16 protein-coding genes are annotated in these 19,097 nt (G+C 73.8%); 13 read left to right on the top strand and 3 right to left on the bottom strand.

Features of this window, described 5'->3' with window-relative positions:
- The first annotated feature begins 51 nt into the window (after positions 1-51).
- The 5 genes from OG823_RS12980 (at position 52) to OG823_RS12960 (ending at position 7,574) form a co-directional block, all read left to right on the top strand.
- Entirely contained in the window at positions 52-828 is a 777-nt protein-coding gene (locus OG823_RS12980) for an ABC transporter ATP-binding protein (protein ID WP_371479651.1), read from the top strand.
- Positions 825-3,857, top strand: a complete 3,033-nt coding sequence (locus OG823_RS12975; RefSeq protein WP_371479650.1) for an FtsX-like permease family protein — start codon at positions 825-827, stop codon at positions 3,855-3,857. The genes OG823_RS12980 and OG823_RS12975 overlap by 4 nt, the downstream gene beginning before the upstream one ends.
- A gap of 132 nt (positions 3,858-3,989) precedes the next feature.
- On the top strand, positions 3,990-5,402 hold the full coding sequence (locus OG823_RS12970; RefSeq protein ID WP_371479649.1) for a dipeptidase: 1,413 nt from the start codon (positions 3,990-3,992) through the stop codon (positions 5,400-5,402).
- 26 nt (positions 5,403-5,428) lie between these two features.
- On the top strand, positions 5,429-6,382 hold the full coding sequence (gene nudC / locus OG823_RS12965) for an NAD(+) diphosphatase (protein WP_371484457.1): 954 nt from the start codon (positions 5,429-5,431) through the stop codon (positions 6,380-6,382).
- A 352-nt stretch (positions 6,383-6,734) separates the two neighbouring features.
- Positions 6,735-7,574: a GntR family transcriptional regulator gene (locus OG823_RS12960; RefSeq protein ID WP_371479648.1), complete on the top strand. Its 840-nt coding sequence runs from the start codon at positions 6,735-6,737 to the stop codon at positions 7,572-7,574.
- A 154-nt stretch (positions 7,575-7,728) separates the two neighbouring features.
- Here the strand turns inward: OG823_RS12960 and OG823_RS12955 are convergent, their stop codons facing one another.
- Positions 7,729-7,986: a mycoredoxin gene (locus OG823_RS12955; protein WP_371479647.1), complete on the bottom strand. Its 258-nt coding sequence runs from the start codon at positions 7,984-7,986 to the stop codon at positions 7,729-7,731.
- Between the two features lie 244 nt (positions 7,987-8,230).
- On the opposite strand from OG823_RS12955, the gene OG823_RS12950 reads away from it, so the two are divergent.
- The 4 genes from OG823_RS12950 to OG823_RS12935 all read left to right on the top strand — a co-directional run bounded on the left by OG823_RS12950 (position 8,231) and on the right by OG823_RS12935 (position 12,136).
- Positions 8,231-10,495, top strand: a complete 2,265-nt coding sequence (locus tag OG823_RS12950) for an ATP-dependent DNA helicase UvrD2 (protein WP_371479646.1) — start codon at positions 8,231-8,233, stop codon at positions 10,493-10,495.
- Between the two features lie 265 nt (positions 10,496-10,760).
- Positions 10,761-11,204, top strand: a complete 444-nt coding sequence (locus tag OG823_RS12945; protein WP_371479645.1) for a hypothetical protein — start codon at positions 10,761-10,763, stop codon at positions 11,202-11,204.
- A gap of 168 nt (positions 11,205-11,372) precedes the next feature.
- A complete protein-coding gene (locus OG823_RS12940) occupies positions 11,373-11,741 on the top strand; it encodes a WhiB family transcriptional regulator (RefSeq protein WP_371479644.1) in 369 nt (122 codons plus the stop codon).
- Positions 11,738-12,136, top strand: coding sequence for a hypothetical protein (locus OG823_RS12935; protein WP_371479643.1), 399 nt, complete (start codon positions 11,738-11,740; stop codon positions 12,134-12,136). Before OG823_RS12940 ends, OG823_RS12935 begins: the two co-directional genes overlap by 4 nt.
- A 78-nt stretch (positions 12,137-12,214) precedes the next feature.
- Here the strand turns inward: OG823_RS12935 and OG823_RS12930 are convergent, their stop codons facing one another.
- Together OG823_RS12930 and OG823_RS12925 are read right to left on the bottom strand one after the other, a co-directional pair.
- The gene (locus tag OG823_RS12930) at positions 12,215-13,564 is read right to left on the bottom strand and encodes an ABC1 kinase family protein (RefSeq protein ID WP_371479642.1); all 1,350 of its coding nucleotides are present in this window, start codon (positions 13,562-13,564) and stop codon (positions 12,215-12,217) included.
- Between the two features lie 235 nt (positions 13,565-13,799).
- Positions 13,800-14,897, bottom strand: coding sequence for a ThiF family adenylyltransferase (locus OG823_RS12925; RefSeq protein WP_371479641.1), 1,098 nt, complete (start codon positions 14,895-14,897; stop codon positions 13,800-13,802).
- Positions 14,898-15,382: 485 nt separating this feature from the next.
- Here OG823_RS12925 and OG823_RS12920 point away from each other — a divergent pair, with 485 nt between their 5' ends.
- From OG823_RS12920 to OG823_RS12905, 4 genes are all read left to right on the top strand, one after another.
- Positions 15,383-15,946, top strand: coding sequence for a M48 family metallopeptidase (locus OG823_RS12920; RefSeq protein ID WP_371479640.1), 564 nt, complete (start codon positions 15,383-15,385; stop codon positions 15,944-15,946).
- Positions 15,947-16,111: 165 nt separating this feature from the next.
- Positions 16,112-17,578, top strand: coding sequence for a TerD family protein (locus OG823_RS12915; RefSeq protein ID WP_371479639.1), 1,467 nt, complete (start codon positions 16,112-16,114; stop codon positions 17,576-17,578).
- A 57-nt stretch (positions 17,579-17,635) separates the two neighbouring features.
- Positions 17,636-18,328 carry an AIM24 family protein gene (locus OG823_RS12910; RefSeq protein ID WP_371479638.1) on the top strand — a complete coding sequence of 231 codons (693 nt, stop codon included), beginning with the start codon at positions 17,636-17,638 and terminating at the stop codon, positions 18,326-18,328.
- 12 nt (positions 18,329-18,340) lie between these two features.
- Positions 18,341-19,033 carry an AIM24 family protein gene (locus OG823_RS12905; RefSeq protein ID WP_371479637.1) on the top strand — a complete coding sequence of 231 codons (693 nt, stop codon included), beginning with the start codon at positions 18,341-18,343 and terminating at the stop codon, positions 19,031-19,033.
- Positions 19,034-19,097 lie beyond the last annotated feature (64 nt).

Genomic DNA, 19,097 nt, shown 5'->3' with positions numbered 1-19,097 from the left:
CGACATCCGGAACCATCGCTCCGACCGGAGCCCAGATCAGCAGGGGGAACAGTGACCGACACCGATCCGACCGGGAGTACGGCGGGCGCGGTGCTACACCTGGAGAACGTCACCCGGGTGCACGGGCAGGGGGCCGCCGAGGTCCACGCCCTGCGCGGGGTGGACCTCAAGGTGCACCCCGGCGAGTTCGTCGCCGTCATGGGCCCTTCCGGCTCCGGCAAGTCCACGCTGCTCACCCTGGCCGGCGGCCTGGACAGCCCGAGCGCGGGCCGGGTGCTGGTCGAGGGGACGGCGCTCGGCACACTCTCGCGCAAGCGGCTCGCCGAGGTGCGCCGCCGCTCCATCGGCTACGTCTTCCAGGACTACAACCTGATACCCGCGCTGACCGCCGGCGAGAACATCTCGCTGCCGCTCGAACTGGACGGCCGCTCCGGCCGGGCCGCCCGCCGCGAGGCGCTCGCCGCGCTGGAGGAGCTCGGCATCCCCGAGCTCGCCGACCGCTTCCCCGACGACATGTCCGGCGGCCAGCAGCAACGCGTCGCCATCGCCCGCGCGCTGATCGGCGAGCGCCGCCTGGTCCTCGCCGACGAGCCCACCGGCGCCCTCGACTCGACCACCGGCGAATCCGTGCTGGCCGTCCTGCGTGCCCGCTGCGACGCCGGCGCCGCCGCGATGATGGTGACCCACGAGGCCCGGCACGCCGCCTGGGCCGACCGCGTGGTCTTCCTGCGCGACGGCCGGATGGTCGACGAGAGCGTCAGCCAGAACGCCGCCAGCCTGCTGGTCTCGGCCGCCACCAACAGCTTGAAGGGTGCGGTGGAGCAGTGAAGCTCACCGCCTGGCGGGTGGCCCTGCGCATCGCCCGCCGCGACGCCCTGCGCGCCAAGGGCCGCAGCGCCCTCGTCGTCGCCATGGTCGCGCTGCCCGTCCTCGGCGTCGCCGGCGCCGACGTCGTCTTCCGCAGCGCTCAGCTCGACCCCGGCGAGGCGGTGGCGCGCTCCATCGGCCGGGCCGACCTGCAGATCGACTCGCTGGGGGGCGGGCTGACGGTGCTCCAGGCGCCCGACCCGGACGAGGGGACGACCGTCGACTCTCCCAAGGACGGCGCCCGGCTGACCCCCGAGCAGCAGCGGAGCCAGGACACCGACCCCGCCACCCTGGCCCGGCAGCTGCTGCCGGCCGGCAGCACGCTGATCCCGGTCGGGTCCGGCCCCTGGGTCTCCACCAGTACCAGGGACGGCCTGAGCAAGGTGCAGACCGAGGAGGCCGACCTGGCCGATCCGGTCTGGCAGGGCCGGATCACGGTGCTCGACGGCCGGCCCCCGGCCGCCGCGGGCGAGATCGCCGCCACCCGCGCCTTCCTGGACGACGCCCGGCTCGCGATCGGCGACCGGACCACCTTCAGCGTCCTCCCCGGCAAGCCGTACACGATCACCGCCGCCGTCGAGTTCCCCGGCCGGCTGCGCACCGACACGCTGATCGGGCGGCCGGGCGACCTCGTGCCCGCCCTGAAGGCGGCGGCCGGGACCGAGCAGGACAAGGGGGCGGGAGCGTACGAGCAGACCCGCTGGCTGGTGAAACTGCCCGCCGGCGCGTCGGTCGACTGGGCCAAGGTGAAGGAACTCAACTCCTACGGCTTCAGCGCGGCCTCGCGCTCCGTGATCCTCGACCCGCCCGCCCGCTCCGAGGTGCCCTACTTCCTCGCCCAGGACCGGTACGGCGGGGGCGGCAGCTACTTCGACCGGACCTCCGTCGTGATCCTGGCCACCGTCGCCGGGATGGCGCTGCTGGAGATCGTGCTGCTCGCGGGCCCCGCCTTCGCCGTCGGGGCCAGGCGCTCCCGGCGGCAGCTGGGGCTGCTGGCCGCCGGCGGCGGTGACCGCGCGCACGTGCGCGCGGTGGTGCTCGGCGGCGGCGTCGTGCTCGGCGTCACCGGCGCGGCGGTCGGGCTGGTCGGCGCGATCGGCCTGGTCGCCCTGCTCCGTCCGCAGGCCGAGCAGTACGCCGGAAGCCGCTTCGGCCACTTCGACCTCCAGCCGGCCGACCTGCTCGGCGTGATGGGCATCGGCCTGGTCACCGGGCTGCTCGCGGCGGTCGTCCCCGCCGTCCAGGCCTCCCGGCAGGACGTGGTCGCCGCGCTCACCGGCCGCGGTTCGCTGAAGCCGCCGAGCAAGCGGCTGGCCGTACTCGGCCTGCTGATGGTGGGCGGTGGCGCCGCGCTGGCGCTGCTCGGCTCGACCAGCGGGGTCGGCAGCCACACCACCGCGGTGCTCGGCGGCTCGATGATCGCCGAGCTCGGCATGGTCGCGCTGGCCCCGTTCCTGGTCGGTCTCTTCGGCCGGCTCGGCCGGGTGCTGCCGCTCGGTCCCCGGCTCGCCCTGCGCGACTCGGTGCGCCACCGGGGCCGTACCGCACCCGCCGTGGCCGCCGTGATGGCGGCGGTCGCGGGCTCCGTCGCGGTCGGCGTCTACAGCGCCAGCAGTGCGGAGCAGGGCCGCCGGGAGTACGTCGCCTCCGCACCCACCGGGGCGGTCACCCTCGCCACCGGTTGGGGCAGCGCGGCGGACGGCGCACTGCTGCCGCAGCTGCGCGGCGCGGTGGAGAGCAACGTGCCGGATCTCGGCCCGCGCGCCGACGTCCTCGGCGTCAGCTTCATGGGCGACTGCCAAGCGGGGCAGAGCGTCTGCGGGCAGGTGGACATCTCCATCCCCAAGGAGCGCCGCTGCCCGGCCGACGACCCGGACAACGCGACGGGCCCGAACGGCTCCGTGACGCCGAGCCCGGCCCTGGACGACCCGCGCTGCATCAGGCACCGCAACTACTCCTCCACCGGGTTCGGGGAGATCCCCGCCGGCGACGCCGGCGTGCTGCGCAACCTCTACGGGGTGAAGGACCAGGCGGCTGAGCAGGCACTGGCGGCGGGCAAGGCGGTCGTCTTCGACCCGCTGTACCTGAAGGACGGGAAGATCACGCTCGATCTCACCGAGGCGGTGATCTACGACGAGCCGAGCGGCACGCGCTCACCGGGCGCCTCCCCGAGGGCCTCCGCCTCCGCCTCCGCGTCCGCCTCGCCCTCGCCCTCCGCCCCCGCCGCCCCGAGGGCCTCCGCCTCGCCCGTCGCCGCCGGCGGCGTCGAGACGGTCGCACCGTCACCCACCGCGAAGCACGTTCCCGCCGACGGGTCGCCGCTCACGAGCCGCCCGACCGTCCACCACCTGAGCGTGGACGCGGTCCTGGCCACGTCCTCCGTCGCCGGGTCCAAGGCGATGATCAGCCCGGCGACGGCCGCCGCGCTCGGGCTCGGCACCGCGGAGACCGGATCGGTGTGGCTCCCCGCGAAGGCGTCCGGCAGTTCCTCGATCCAGAGGGCCTCCGCCGCGGTCGCCAAGGTCAGCGACGGCGTGCGCTTCGACGTCGAGCGCGGCTACCGGTCGACGACCGACCTGATCACCCTCGGGCTCACCGGCTTCGCGGCTCTGGTCGCGCTCGGAGCGGCGGGCATCGCCACCGGGCTCGCCGCCGCCGACTCGCAGCGCGACCTGACCACACTGGCCGCGATCGGCGCGGCCCCGCGCATCCGCCGCACGCTCTCGGGCTTCCAGTGCGGGGTGATCGCGGCGATGGGTGCGGTGCTCGGAACGATCTGCGGCGTGGTCCCGGCCGTGGCGCTGCGCAAGGTCCAGGCCCTGGGCGGCGCCTACCCGGGGATGAGTCCGGGCGAGGCCGCGAGCCGGGCGGTCGTGGTCTTCCCCTGGGCGACCATGGGGATCACCCTGGTGGTCCTGCCGCTGCTCGCGGTGGGTCTGGCGACCCTGCTCACCCGCTCCCGGATCGTCCTGCTGAGGACCTCCGGCTGAGCGGTCGGCCGGACCTCGTCACCCCCGGCCGGCGTCCGCGCGGCCGGGGGTGACGGATGTAACACACCGCTCGGTGCCCAGTGATCGGATGGCCGGGGCAAGCACCCGCACAAGCGAACTAAAGTCGTCCGTATGACGAGAACTCCGGACAGCGTCGTCCGTACCTTCATCGACCAGCAGGAGAGCGCCTTCCTGGCGGATCTCTGCGACTGGCTGGCCATCCCGTCCGTCTCGGCCGACCCGGAGCGCGCCGGTGACGTGCGCCGCTCCGCCGAGTGGCTGGCCGGGAAACTGCGTGACAGCGGCTTCCCGGTGGCGGAGGTCTGGGAGACGGACGGACTGCCCGCCGTCTTCGCCGAATGGCCGTCGGGGGACTCGTCCGCGCCCACCGTGCTCGTCTACGGCCACCACGACGTCCAGCCCGCCGACCGGGCGGACGGCTGGGCGACCGAGCCGTTCACGCCGACCGTGGTCGGCCGCCGGCTGTTCGCCCGCGGCGCTGCCGACGACAAGGGCCAGGTGTTCTTCCACACCCTCGGTGTGCGCGCCCACCTGGCCGCCACCGGCCGCACCGCGCCCGCGGTCAACCTCAAGCTGCTGATCGAGGGTGAGGAGGAGTCCGGTTCGCCGAACTTCGCCGAGCTGGTGCGGCGGGAGGCGCGGCGGCTGGCCGCCGACGTGGTGATCATCTCGGACACCGGGATGTGGTCCGAGGACACTCCGACCGTCTGCACCGGAATGCGCGGCCTGGCCGACGCCCAGATCGACCTGTTCGGGCCGGACACCGACATCCACTCCGGCTCCTTCGGCGGCGCCGTCCCGAACCCGGCCGCCGTGGCGGCCGAGCTGGCCGCGGCCCTGCACGACGAGGACCGCCGGGTCGACATCCCGGGTTTCTACGACGGCATCGTCGAGCTGACCGAGCGTGAGCGCGAGCTCTTCGCGGAGCTGCCGTTCGACGAGGCGCAGTGGCTGCGGATCGCCAAGTCGCACGGGGTGCGGGGGGAGACGGGGTACACCACCCTGGAGCGGGTCTGGGCCCGCCCGACCGCCGAGGTCAACGGCATCTGGGGCGGTTACACCGGCCCCGGAGGGAAGACCATCGTGCCGGCCTCGGCGCACCTCAAGCTCTCCTTCCGGCTGGTCGCCGGGCAGGAGGTCGAGAAGATCCGCGAGGCCGTCCGGCAGTGGGTCGTGGCCAGGGTGCCGGACGGCATCCGCCACGAGCTGGTCTTCCCCGGCGCGACCCGGCCCTGTCTGACCCCGCTGGACCACCCGGCGCTGCAGTCCGTGGTCCGGGCGATGGGCCGGGCCTTCGAGCAGAAGATCCTCTTCACCCGCGAGGGCGGCTCCGGCCCGGCCGCCGACCTGCAGGACGTGCTCGGCGCGCCGGTGCTCTTCCTGGGCATCTCGGTGCCCTCGGACGGCTGGCACTCGGTCGACGAGAAGGTCGAGCTGGACCTGCTGCGCAAGGGCGTGGAGACCGCGGCCCACCTGTGGGGCGACCTGGCGGAGAGCTGGCGGCCGGGCGGCGAGCGCGCGTGACGGACCCGACGATTCTTCACATGGGGATGGAACTTAAGTTGAGCACCGTGCCTGAGACCGAACGTCCGAAGCCCCTCGCGCTGGCCAGAGCCGGCGTCGACCGTGCCGCGCACCACCGCCTCGACGAGCCGTGGCTGGCGGCGGCCTGGAGCCACCCGAACACCAAGGTGCTGCCGATCGCGGCGGGTGAGGCGTTCGTGGTGGACACCAGGGACGGCACCGAGCTGGTGCTGCTGCCCTCCTTCGAGGCACCCCAGACGGGGGACCGCTACTTCCTGGGCACCGACGACGACGGTGTCTCCTACTTCGCGCTGGCCGGTGAGAGCCTGCCGGGGCGCCTCGACGGCGACGCCCGCCCGGCCGGGCTGCGCGAGGTCGGGGCGATGCTGTCCGACCGTGACGCCGGCCTGCTGGTGCACGCGGTGGCGCTGGAGCACTGGCACCGCCAGCACAGCTTCTGCTCGCGCTGCGGGCACCCCACCGAGAAGGCCGGGGCCGGCCACATCCGGCGGTGCACCTCCTGCGCCGCGGAGCACTACCCGCGCACCGACCCGGCGGTGATCATGATGATCACCGACGAGGAGGACCGCTGCCTGCTGGGCCGCCAGGCCTTGTGGCCCGAGGGCCGCTGGTCCACCCTGGCCGGTTTCGTCGAGCCCGGTGAGTCGATCGAGCAGGCGGTGACCCGCGAGGTCTTCGAGGAGGCCGGCGTCCGGGTCGCCGACGTCAGCTACGTGGCGAGCCAGCCCTGGCCCTTCCCGTGCAGCCTGATGCTGGGCTTCACCGGGACGGCCGACCCGGCCGGTACCGCGATCACGGTGGACGGCGAGGAACTGGCCGAGGCGCGCTGGTTCTCCCGCGAGGAGCTGAAGGCCGGAATGGCGGCGGGGGAGATCCTGCCGCCGTCGGGGATTTCGATCGCCCGGCACCTGGTCGAACTCTGGTACGGGGAGCCGCTTCCTTCGGCGGCCCGGTGGTAGGCCGGACTTTTTATCCGACCACCGGGCATTAACGAGAACGTGGTTGACGAATGGGGCGTGCGGCATAGGCCGTGCGCCCCTTTTCGTGAATTCACTTCGATCGATCCGTGCGCCCGCTCGGCGGGGCTCGCCGCTCCTGCCGGTGCCCCCGCCCGCGCCGCCGGGCATCGGCCCGGCCCCGTACCCGCCGTCCCGACGGGCGCTCGGGGGCGCAATGCGCCGCCCGTCGGGACGGCGGGCGAGCAGGGGCGGTAATCGATCGCGGTGCGGATCAATCCCGCATTCCCCGACCCCGGCCGATGTTGGCGGGTTCGGCTGAAACGGGGTGAGCCGGATCGCTACATTCACTCGGGTGACAATTCCACGCGGCAGTGCCCAATCCCCCAAGTACCAGCGGCTCGCGGCGGATCTGCGTCGCCGGATCGCGGCGGGCGAGTTCACCGTCGACGATCCGCTGCCGGTCGAGGGCGTCCTGGAGCGGCAGTACGGGGTGGCCCGCAACACCGTTCGGCTCGCGGTCGACGTGCTGGTCAACGAGGGCCGGCTGGTCCGGCTCCAGGGCAAGGGCACCTATCTGCGGGAGCATCCGGTGGTCGACCACCGCGCCTACGGGCCCGGCCCGCTGCCGGACCAGCGGGACTGCCTGGCGGTTCCCGCCGAGGTCTACACCAAAGAGGCGACCGAGGCGGGCCGGGAGTTGACGGCCGACTTCGAGATGCTGATCGTCCGCGCCCGGGTGGACATCGCGGAACGGCTCGGCCTGCGGCCGGGCGAGGCGATCGTGCTGCGCCGGCAGCTACGGCTGCTGGACGCCGAGCCGTACTCGATCGAGGAGAGCCACTACCGGGCCGGGCTGGCGGCCGGCACCCCGCTGATGGAACCCGACCAGGTCGAGGGCGGGGACGAGGCGGTGCTGGCGGCGCTCGGTCGGACCGAGGTCGGCGCCGTGGACCACCTGGTCGCCCGGATGCCCGGGCCCGAGGAGGCGCAGTGGTTCCAGGGCGGTCCGGGTGTACCGCTGGTGGTGCAGACCCGGGTCACGTACGACCGGCGCGGACCGGTGCGGGTGATCGAGACGCGCTACTCGGCGGACCGCTGCCGGCTCGTCTACGGCGTCGGCGACCTGGGCGCGCGCGCCGTCCTCCCGTCCCCGGCCGGACCGGTCGACACCGCCCGGGCCGACGCCTCCTGACGGTGGCGGGCCGGCCGCCGCCGGTCGTCCGGGCCCACCCCGGCCGGGGTCGGGGCGGCCCGGCGCGGGCCCCGGACGCGCAGGAGCCCCGGCCGGTCGGCCGGGGCCCTCGGGCGCCGGAGCGGGCCGCGAACGGCCGCCCCGACCCGTGGCGTCAGCCCGCCAGCGCGGCCTGGACCTGGCGCAGGCTGGGGTTGGTCATCACGACCCGCTCCCCGCCGCCGGCCGGCGTGACCAGCACGGTCGGCACGACCTGGTTGCCGTTGTTGACCGACTCGACGAAATCCGCCGACGCCGGGTCCTCCTCGATGTTGATCTCGGTGTACCCGATTCCCTCGCGCTGCAGCTGGCCCTTGAGTCGGGTGCAGTAGCCGCACCAGGTGGTGCTGTACATCGTGACGCTGCCGGACATCGCTGGGGACTCCTTCGGGAGGGGGCGTACGGTCTGAGGGGACAACGCACGACGTGCATCGGTCATTCCGTGTGCGCCGGGCGTGACACTCGGTCCGCGCGCCCTCGGGCGCAGCGATCATCCTTCGATCGCATCGGACCTGTGGACAACTCCGCCCGTCCTGTCGGCCCACCCTGCCAGGATGTCCGCACGGCCGCCCCCGCGGCCGGCCAGTCGCCCCCGCCGGGCTGAGAGGATGGACTGCATGCAGGAAGACCTCTTGAGCGGCAGCCCGTACGACGACGACCACCGGCCGGCCCCCGTCGGCGCCGACGCCGTGCTGGCCGGGCTCGACCCCGAGCAGCGGGCCGTCGCCACCGCCCTGCACGGCCCGGTCTGTGTCCTGGCGGGCGCCGGTACGGGCAAGACCCGCGCCATCACCCATCGGATCGCCTACGGCGTGCGCAGCGGTGTCTACCAGCCGCAGCAGGTGCTGGCGGTCACCTTCACCGCGCGGGCCGCCGGCGAGATGCGCGGCCGGCTGCGCGAGCTCGGCGTCGAGGGGGTCCAGGCCAGGACCTTCCACTCCGCCGCGCTGCGCCAGCTCCAGTACTTCTGGCCGCGCGCGGTGGGCGGCGAGGTGCCCCGGCTGCTGGAGCGCAAGGTCCAGCTGGTCGCCGAGGCGGCCGGGCGCTGCGGTCTGCGGGTCCAGCGCACCGAGCTGCGCGACCTCACGGGCGAGATCGAGTGGGCCAAGGTCACCCAGATCGTCCCCGACGACTACGCGGCGGCCGTCGTCAAGGCCGGCCGGGAGGCCCCGCGCGACCCGGCCGAGATCGCCCGGGTGTACGCCGCCTACGAGCAGGCCAAGCGCGACCGCGCCGTCATCGACTTCGAGGACGTCCTGCTGCTGACCGCCGCGATCCTGGAGGACCGCCCGGAGATCGCCGAGCGGGTCCGCGCCCAGTACCGGCACTTCACCGTCGACGAGTACCAGGACGTCTCCCCGCTCCAGCAGCGGCTGCTCGACCAGTGGGCCGGCCCCGGTGCCAGCCTCTGCGTGGTCGGCGACGCCAGCCAGACCATCTACTCCTTCACCGGCGCCACCCCCGACTACCTGCTGAACTTCCGCGGGCGCCACCCCGAGGCGACGGTGGTCAAGCTGGTCCGGGACTACCGCTCCACCCCGCAGGTGGTGAACCTCGCCAACGGCCTGCTGGCCCAGGCCAGGGGCCAGGCCGCGCAGCACCGGCTGGAGCTCGTCTCGCAGCGCGCGGCCGGCCCCGACCCGGTCTACGTCGAGTACTCCGACGAGCCCACCGAGGCCGAGAGCACGGCGCACCGGATCAAGGAGCTGCTGGCGCTGCCCGCCGACCGCGGCGGCTGCCGTGCCAGCGAGATCGCGGTCCTGTTCCGGACCAACGGCATGTCCGAGGTGTACGAGCAGGCGCTCGCCGATCTGGGCATCTCCTACCAGCTCAAGGGCGCCGAGCGGTTCTTCGAACGCCCCGAGGTGCGCGAGGCGGGCGTGCTGCTCAAGGGCGCCGCCCGGGCGGGCTCCGACCCGCTCACGGCCGATGCCCCCGACCTGCCGTCGCAGGTCCGCGCGGTCCTGGCCACCCGCGGCTTCACCGCGACCCCGCCGGGCGGCTCCGGCGCGGTGCGCGAGCGCTGGGAGTCGCTGGCCGCGCTGGTCCGGCTGGCCGAGGAGTTCGAGGCCGCCCGGCGTACGGCCGGCGAGAGCGCCGACCTCGCCGCCTACGTCGCCGAGCTGGACGCCCGCGCGGCCGCCCAGCACGCCCCCGCCGTCGAGGGCGTCACGCTGGCCTCGCTGCACGCGGCCAAGGGCCTGGAGTGGGACGCGGTGTTCCTGGTCGGGCTCACCGAGGGCACCATGCCGATCATCTACGCGAAGACCGACGAGCAGGTCGAGGAGGAGCGCCGGCTGCTCTACGTCGGCGTCACCCGGGCCCGGCGCAACATCTCGCTCTCCTGGTCGCTCTCCCGCTCCCCCGGGGGGCGGGCGAGCCGCAAGCCGACCCGATTCCTGGACGGGCTGCGCCCGGGGTCGAGCGCGCCCGGTGCGCGCTCCGGGGCACGCGGCGGCCGCGGTGGCGTCGAGTCCGGCGGTGAGCGCCCGGCGGCCCGCAGGGCGCGCGGCCCGGTCAAGTGCCGGGTCTGCGACCGCACCCTCATCGAGGCCGTGGAACGCAAGCTGCGGCGCTGCGAGAGCTGCCCGTCCTCGATGGACGAGGCACTGTTCGAGCGGCTGCGTGAGTGGCGGGCCGGGCAGGCGAAGAAGCAGGGCGCCCCGGCCTACGTGGTCTTCACCGACGCCACACTGATGGCCATCGCCGAGGACGTGCCGTCCGACGAGCGCGAACTGGCGGTCATCTCGGGCGTGGGCGCGATGAAGCTGGACAAGTACGGCGCCGCTGTGCTGTCGTTGTGTGCGGGGGAAGAGCCCGGGCCGGACCCGGACGCGACACCCGACGACCCGCCCGGCGACACGTCGGACGAGCCGGCCTGAGCCGCTCGCGGCGGCCACTTCGAAACTCGCCGGAAAAATAGTTTGCGCGCCGTGCATGGAGCGCAATAGCCTGCCGGAGCGGTCAAGGGGACGAGACCGCGAAGCCGTCCGGGGTCACTCCTGACACGGCTCTCCCCTGTGTCACGCGCATCACCGCGCCTGCCACGACGAGTCGCACCGAGAAGAAGCTCCACCGAGACAGACATCCGAACAGCCGGATCCCGGGAAACCGGGCACCGCGAGACGCCGAGAGGAGGCGAAGACAGTGGAAACCACGACGACGATCACCAAACTGACTGGCCAGACCGTCCCCGCTGCCTCCCTGTGCGTTGCCCCCGTGAGGGCTCTCGCCGCGCTCGCCGCGACCGGTCTGGGTCTCGACACCACCGTTGTCTCCGTCATGCCCGTTGTCAGTGCCCTTGGGAACACTGGCGGCAGCACCGGAGCCGGCGCCGTCGAGTCGGGTCTGTCCCGTGACTGGGCGACGGCCGCAACGTCCCGCGACATGCGTGACGAGCGACCGACCGAGGCACCGAAGGCAGCCGTAGCAGCCGTCAAGCATGGCGACTATGCGCAGGTCATCGGTGCCGGGATCACCCAGAAGCAGAACGAGCAGCTGATCAACCAGGCCAGGGCCGCCTTTACCGGCGCCGAGGCCATCCGGATCCGGGCCTTCCGCGGGCCTGAACCCTGGAGAGAACGAACCTGAGCCAGCATCAGGTCGGCACCTCCAGGGCCGCGGAACCCGTCACACCGGGATCCGCGGCCCTTCTGTTTTGTCCGGTACGAAAGACCCTCCAGGCCCTCCGGGGCCTCCGGCCCAGCCCCACCAGCCAGCTGAGCCGGACCCACTGAAAAGACGAGGAAGACGCCCACAGTGTCCACGGTCATCACACCGCCCCTCCCGTCCGTACCGACGACAGACCAGATCACCAAGGCCGACCAGGCCGACCCCCCGGAGGTATCCCTGATGCAGCTCACCGCGATCGACGACGCCGAGACCCTCGGCCTTCCCATCCCGTGCCGCGCCTTCGACCCGGAGGTCTTCTTCGCGGAGACCCCGGCGGACGTCGAGTACGCCAAGTCCCTCTGTGGCACCTGCCCCGTGAAGGACGCCTGTCTGACCGGTGCGCTGGAGCGGCGTGAGCCGTGGGGCGTCTGGGGCGGCGAGCTCTTCGTCCAGGGCGTCGTGGTGGCCCGCAAGCGTCCCCGGGGCCGTCCGCGCAAGACCGAGGTCATGGCGTGACCCCCGAGATCGGTGCCGAGGCCGTCCGCCGGGGAGAGCAGCCCCCGCTGGACAGTGCCCTGCGCCATTCCGTCCGCCTCGCCGCCGCCAAGGCGGACACAGCCCGCAGCATCCCCTTTCCGAGCACGCACCACGAGCAGGACCACCACATGACCGCCGTCGTCGTCGATCCCACCGTCCGCGCAGAGCAGACCACCGAACTTCAGATCCAGAACAGGACCCTCGAGATGCAACTTCTTCACGAATCCCTGGCGCGTGCCCATATGCAAGAGCGCTTGCAGGAGGCCGAGCACGAACGGCTCGTCCTGCGGGTCGTCCGGGCGAACAAGCTCCGCAGGAAGGCCGAGCTGGCCTCCCTGCGGGCGCGCAAGGCGCTGGCCGTCGCGCTGATGTGAGCGCCGGCACGGCCCAGCCTTCGACATGCGGACGGCCGCTCCCCCTCGGGGGAGCGGCCGTCCGCATGTCGGCGCGGGTCAGGGCTTGCTCAGCGAGTCCTTGCCGGCGAAGCCCGGCAGCCACTCCAGCATCTCCGCCCGGAACGGCGCGTTGGCCCCGAGCTGGCAGAGCACGCCGATGGTGCTGAGGGTCACCCGGTGGATCAGCAGGTACGAGGGCGGCAGGTTGAGCTGCTTGCCGAGGTTGTAGGCGGGGGAGCGCGGGTCGGCGATCCGGGCGGCCTGGGAGCGCATCCAGCTGCGGCTGAAGTGGAAGGTGTCCACCGTGGCCGGCTCGATGATCGGCAGCAGGTAGTCGAGCACGGCGTCCGGGTCCAGCCGGATCGAGGGCTTGACGAAGCCCTCCCCGCCGAGCATGTCCAGGACCCCTGCGGCGTCGCCGGCCAGCGCCATCCGCAGCGCGTCCCCGATGGTGGAGGGCAGGCCGCCGGGGAGGCGGTCGACGGTGCCGAAGTCGAGCACCCCGAGCCGCCAGCCGTCGACCGGCCCGTCGTCCTTGAGCAGCCGGAAGTTGCCGGGGTGCGGATCGGCGTGCAGCAGCCCGGTCCGGGCCGGCCCGGCGAACAGGAAACGGGCGAGCAGGTGCCCGGCCCGGTCGCGCTCCTCCTGGCTGCCGTTCGCGATCACCTCGGCGAGCGGGGTGCCGTCCATCCACTCGGTGACCAGGACCTGGTCGGCCTGGGCCACCACGCCCGGGACGCTGATGTCGGGGTCGTCGGCGAACTCCTCGGCGTGCCGCCCCTGGGCCTGCGCCTCCAGCTCGTAGTCGAGCTCCTCGGCGACCCGCTCGCGCAGTTCGGTGATCAGCGGCTTGATGTCCAGCCCGGGGATGAGCGGGCCGAGCAGCCAGGCCACCCGGCTCAGCTGGGCGAGGTCGGCGAGCAGGGCGTCGCCCGCGCCCGGGTACTGCACCTTGACCGCGACCCGGCGTCCGTCGTGCCACACCGCACGGTGGACCTGGCCGATCGAGGCGGCGGCGGCCGGGCGGTCGTCGAAACTCCTGAACCGCTCACGCCAGTCCGCGCCGAGCCGCTCCGCGAGCGCGGCGTGCACCTTGGCGGCGGGCATCGGCGGAGCGGCGTCCTGCAGCTTGGTCAGCGCCGCGCGGTAGGGCCCGGCCACCTCCTCGGGCAGTGCGGCCTCGAAGACGGACAGCACCTGCCCGAACTTCATCGCCCCGCCCTTCAGCTCGCCGAGGACCTTGAAGAGCTGGTCGGCGGTGGCCTGCTGGAGTTCCGCGGTCACCACCTCGGCGGATCGCCCGCCGATCCGCCTGCCCAGGCCCAGCGTGGCCCGGCCGGCCATCCCCAGCGGCAGAGCGGCGAGCTTTGCCGTACGGGTCATTGCCTTGCGCGGAAGATCGCTCACCCGGGCCTCCCAGTCAGACGCCCCCGGCGGCCTTCGCGAGCTGCGAGGCCGGTGGGGCGACGGTCACTACCACTACGCCATTGTGCCCGCTCGCCGGGGCGGCCCGGCCGAATTGTGGATAGTGCGGGACGGCCGACAGTACGGCACCCGCCCGCCCCGGCCGCCACCCGGCCGGGGCCGCGACGTGTCGCCCACCCACCGCCCGCCCACCGGCCCGCTGCCGCGTGCCGCCCGCTCAGCGGACGGCCAGGGGCTGCCAGAGGCAGCCGCAGTCGGGGTGGCCGCGCAGCCGCAGCCGCCGGGCGAGGCCGTCCGCGGCCGACACCTCGCACCAGCCGTCCACGCTCGGCGGCCGGGCGCCGTCGAGGTGCAACTGGACGTGCAGGGCGGCGAGCCCGGCCACGGCGGTGGCGAGTGCGGTGTCGCAGGCGGGCGTGCGCGGCCGTCCCGGTCCGTCCTCGGCGAGCTGGGCGAGCAGCCGGGGCCACGCGGCGTCCTCGTCGGTGCGGGTGAGGGCCAGGCAGTCGCCGCAGGCCGAGGCGCCGGGCAGCACCAGCGGACCGACCACGCCGAGGTGTTCCAGCACGCCGACGTACAGGTGCGGCACGCCGGCCCGCATCAGCCGGCGGGCCTCGAAGGCGCCGCCGGCGAAGGCGCCGCCGCCGTCCCGGGGGGCCAGCACGACGAGCGAGGGCGGCGGGGCGGGCGAGCCGCCGGGGGAGTGGCGCTGGCGCTCGGCCAGCCCGTGCCCGGCGGCCCGGTGGACCGCCGAGCGGGCGGCGGTGGTGCGCAGCCGGCCGACCTCGCTCGGCGGCAGACCGGCGGGGGAGCAGTCGCCGTGGGTGACGCGACCGCCGTCCACGACGGTGACGGTGCCGACGCCGCCCGCCGCCAGCACCGCCGCGACCGCGACGCCGACCCGTCCGGCGCCGCGCACCTCGATCCTGGCCGCGGCCCGGGCACGCAGCACGCCCGGCGCCGCCTCGGGCTCGGGGTGGATCAGGGAGAGCGAGGCGAGGTCGGGCGCGAGCAGCTCCCGGTGCGGTTGCGGGTAGCGGGCCAGTGCCTCCCGGGTGGCCACGGCGTCGTCGAGCAGTCCGGCCTTCTCCAGCGAGTCGAGCAGTTCGCCGGTCCGGTCGAGGCCGAGGCCGAGCTGTTCGCCGGCGGCCAGCAGGGCCGGGCGCTCCCTGGTGCCGTCGAGCAGCCCGAGGAAGGAGCAGAAGGCCGGCCCGGCCTGTTCGACGACCCGGGCGTGGCGGTGGACGGTGCCGAACTGCAGGGTCTCGGTGTCCCGCCAGGTGCGGGAGAGGGCGGGTTTGAGCAGTGGGCGCATGCGGGGTCCTCCGGGTCGGTTCCGGCCGCCCGGCGCCGGGGCGCCGTGGGGCGCCCGCGCGCCGGGCGGGCGGCGGTGACGGCAGCATGCCCCATCGGCTGCCCGCCGTGAACTCCGTTGTCCACAGGTCCGGTTGCATCATCACACGATCCCTTCGTGCACCCTGTGGATAACTTTGGGTCCGATCGGGCCGCACGGGCATGTCACCCGCCGTAGGCCTTTCGTATCCGCTCACTCCACGCAACATTTCGGCCATGGCGCCGGACTTCTGTCAGTGCCAGCAGGTAACGTCGTGTGCCATGGCGGCCGAACGGGAACCCCGTCCCCCGGCGTCGCGCAGGCGTGCCCGGGCAGCATCCGGGCCGGGAGTCGCGGCGCCGAGTACGCGCGGGCGTCCGGACCCGGGACCGCCCGGGCAGCCGGACGCCGCACCCGCGTCACCGGAGCCCCGGGCCGGCCAGGGGGAGGGCGTCGACCGCTCCCGGGTGGAGGTCCGCCGCAGTGCCCGGCGCAGCCGTACGGTCTCGGCGTACCGGGAGGGCGATCGCACCGTCGTGCTGATCCCGGCCCGGATGTCGCTCGCGGAGGAGCAGCGCTGGGTGGCGCAGATGCTGGAGAAGCTCGCCGCGCAGGAGAGTCGCCGGGTGCTGGGGGACGACGCGCTCGCGGCCCGCGCCCGTGAGCTCTCCGCCGCCCACCTGGGCGGTCGGGCCAGGCCCCGGCAGGTCCGCTGGGTGACGAACCAGAACTCCCGCTGGGGCTCCTGCACCCCGGGTGAGGGCACGATCCGGCTCTCCCACCGCCTGCAGGGCATGCCCGAGTACGTGATCGACTACGTACTGCTGCACGAGCTCGCGCACCTGCTGGTGCCCGACCACGGGCCCGGCTTCTGGGCACTCCTGGAGGCCTACCCGCGCACCGAGCGGGCCCGGGGCTACCTGGAGGGTGTGGTGTCGGCCGCCCGGCTGCCGCACATCCCGGGAGCGCGGAGCGCGGAGCCGGCGCCCGGCCGGGACCACGAACCGGCGGCGGACGGATCCTGCCACTAGACCCCTTCGGACGGCCTCCAGGACGGTCGGAGTGGCCCGCGCGGACGCCGTCGGGCCCGGGGCCACCGCCGTTCGCGGTCCGCTCGGGCCCTGCTGCCCACCCGCACCCCTGGGATAGGGTCACCGGGATCAGACCGGTACTCATCAGGGAGGGTGATCAGCGCCATGACCAGGGAACTCGCCAAGGCGTCCCGCGTCCGCATCGGTGATCTCACCCCGGTGACCGAGCTCTACCTGGGTGTCCGGCTGACCGCCCCGGGCCTCACCTTCGACGTCAGCTGCTTCGGCCTGGACGCCGACGAGCGGCTCAGCGACGACCGCTACTTCGTCTTCTTCAACCAGCCCGCGAGCCCCGAGGACTCGGTGCGACTGCTGGGCGCCCAGCAGGACGACACCGAGTCCTTCCGGATAGCCCTGGCGGACGTCCCGCAGGCCATCCACAAGCTCAGTGTGACCGCGACCATCGACGGCGACGGCCGGATGTCCCAGGTCGCCTCGGGACACGTCCGGATCGTCGCGGGCGGTACCGAGGTCGGCCGGTACAGCTTCACCGGCGCCGAGTTCAGCACCGAGCGCGCCGTGATGCTGGCGGACATCTACCGGCGGGGCGGGGAGTGGCGCTTCGTCGCGGTCGGCCAGGGCTTCGACGGCGGGCTGCAGGCGCTGCTGGAGAACTTCGGCGGTGAGGTGGTCGAGGACGGCCCCGAGCCGGCGCCCGCGGTGCTCCCGGAGCCCGTCGGGGCCCCCGGGGCGGCCCCCACCCCGTCCCCCCGCGCGGAGGCGACGCCGCGGATCCCGGCCCAGCAGGCGGCACCGGCTCCCGCCGTCGAACCGGCACCCGTCGTCGAACCGGCACCCGCCGTCGAACCGGCACCCGTCGTCGAACCGGCTCCCGTCGTCGAACCGGCACCCGTCGCGGCGCCCACGCCCGCGCCTGTGCCCGCTCCCGTCGCGGCTCCCGTTCCCGCCCCCGGCGTGCGGATCTCGCTCACCAAGTACGCCGAACTCCCCGAGCAGACCGGCTGGATCAAGCAGAACGACAACCTCGTCCGGTTCACCCTGACCAAGGGCCAGGACGTCCTGGCGCTGCACGGCAGCATGGTGGCCTACCAGGGCAGGGCGGACTTCGCCCACGAGAGCTCCGGCATGCTGCGCCGGCTCACCGGCAACCTGACCGGCCAGCAGCTGAAACTGATGCGGGTCTCCGGGGAGGGGCAGGTCTTCCTCGCCGACGAGGCGAGCCACCTGCACGTGGTCCGGCTGGAGGGCGACTCGATCTGCGTCAGCTCCGACCGGGTGCTGGCCTTCGACGCGGGGCTGGAGCACGAGGTCCGCCGGATCGAGGGCGAGGGGATGCCGCACGGCGGCTTCTTCACCCTCCAGTTCACCGGCCACGGGACGGTGGTGGTGAAGACCAACGGCGTCCCGGTGGTGCTCCCGGTGACCCCGGCGCCGGAGACCTATGCCGATGTGCACGCCCTGGTGGCGTGGTCGAAGGGCGCGCAGGTGATCGCCACCGCGCCGGTGCGGATCAGGCGCTCGGCCTATGCCGGGCACGCGGCGGAGTCCTACAGCCTGCAGTTCAGGGGCGGCCCCGGCAACTTCGTCGTGGTCCAGCCGTTCGAGGTCTGACAGAGCGGGAGAAATCCGCGAGAGTCCGGACGAGTCCGGGAGAGGCAGGCGGGATCCATGGAGAGGCAGACGCTCCCGGGCACGTACCTGGAGGGGTACCTGGAGGCCCCGGCGGCGGCCCGGATGAGCAATCACGGCGCCGCGATGTGCAAGGTTGCGGTGACCACGGGGCAGGACGTCCTGGCGAAGCCGGGCGCGATGGTGGCCTACGACGGCTTCCTGCAGTACGAGGCGGTCTCGCAGAGCGCGCGGCGGGCGTTCGGGGAGTGGGCCTCGGGTGAGCGCAGCCCGCTGCTGCGCTGGTCCGGGGACGGCACGCTCTATCTCGCCGACTTCGGCGCGGACGTGCTCAACCTGCAGCTCGACGACGAGTCGCTCTCCGTCAACGGCTCGCACCTGCTGGCCCTGGACGCCTCACTGACCTGCAAGGTCGAGAAGGTGAAGGGCCCCGCGATGCTGGCCGGCACCGGCCTGTTCAACGTGACGGTCGGCGGCAGCGGCTGGGTCTCGGTCACCTCCCGGGGCGTCCCCGTGGTGCTGGACTGCGCGGAGGCGGAGACCTACGTCGACCCCGACGCGCTGGTCGCCTGGACCACCGGGCTGGAGATCAGGACCAAGCGCTCGGTCAAGGTCGGCGCGCTGATCGGCCGGGGCAGCGGTGAGGCCCTCCAGCTGGGTTTCCGGGGCGCCGGCTTCGTGGTGGTGCAGCCCAGCGAGGACACGTCCGACCGTCTCAAGATCCGCGGCTAGGGAGCGATCACCGTGCAGAGTCCCCTTCTCGACCACGCCGCGCTGACCGGCGACGAGCACTTCGCCCTGCAGAACCCGCAGATGCTGCGGGTGGTGCTGGACGGCCGCACGTCGGTGCTGGCCCGCAGCGGTGCGATGGTCGCGCACACCGGCCGGGTGCAGTTCACCGGCTGGGCGCCGCCGACCGGCAACGGCCGGGGCCGCGGATCGCGCCGGCAGCAGCCGACCGCGCTCGACCTGATGCGGTGCACCGGAACCGGCACGGTCTACCTCGCCAACCTCGGCCGGCACCTGCACATCCTGGATCTGCGACGGGAGCGGCTCACGGTGACCAGCACGTACGTGCTGGCGCTGGACTCCACCATCAGCTGGCAGGTGGTCGGCGTCGAGGGCGGTGAGCGGATCGCCGGGGTCGGCTCGTACAGCCTGGAGCTGACCGGTACGGGCAAGCTGGTGCTGATGACCTCCGGACAGCCGCTGGTGATGCGGGTGGAGCCGGGGCGCTACGTGTACGCGGACGCCGACGCGGTGGTCGGCTGGTCCTCCGGGCTGGAGGTGCAGCTGCAGGCACAGAGCAGCAACACCGAGGCCTGGCGGCGGCGCGGGACGGCCACCGAGGGCTGGGAGATGGCCTTCACCGGCAGCGGTGTGGTGCTGGTCCAGCCGAGCGAGTTGCTGGCGCCGCAGCGGGTGCCGGTGCGCTGAGCCGCGACCGGCCGGGCCCCGGGGGAGAGCCGCCCCCGGCGCGGGCCGTGCGGGAGGGGCCCGG

The organism is Kitasatospora sp. NBC_00315 (assembly GCF_041435095.1).
GTDB lineage: Bacteria > Actinomycetota > Actinomycetes > Streptomycetales > Streptomycetaceae > Kitasatospora.
The sequence above is the reverse complement of the archived record's forward strand: the minus strand, read 5'-3'. Positions and strand labels throughout refer to the sequence as shown.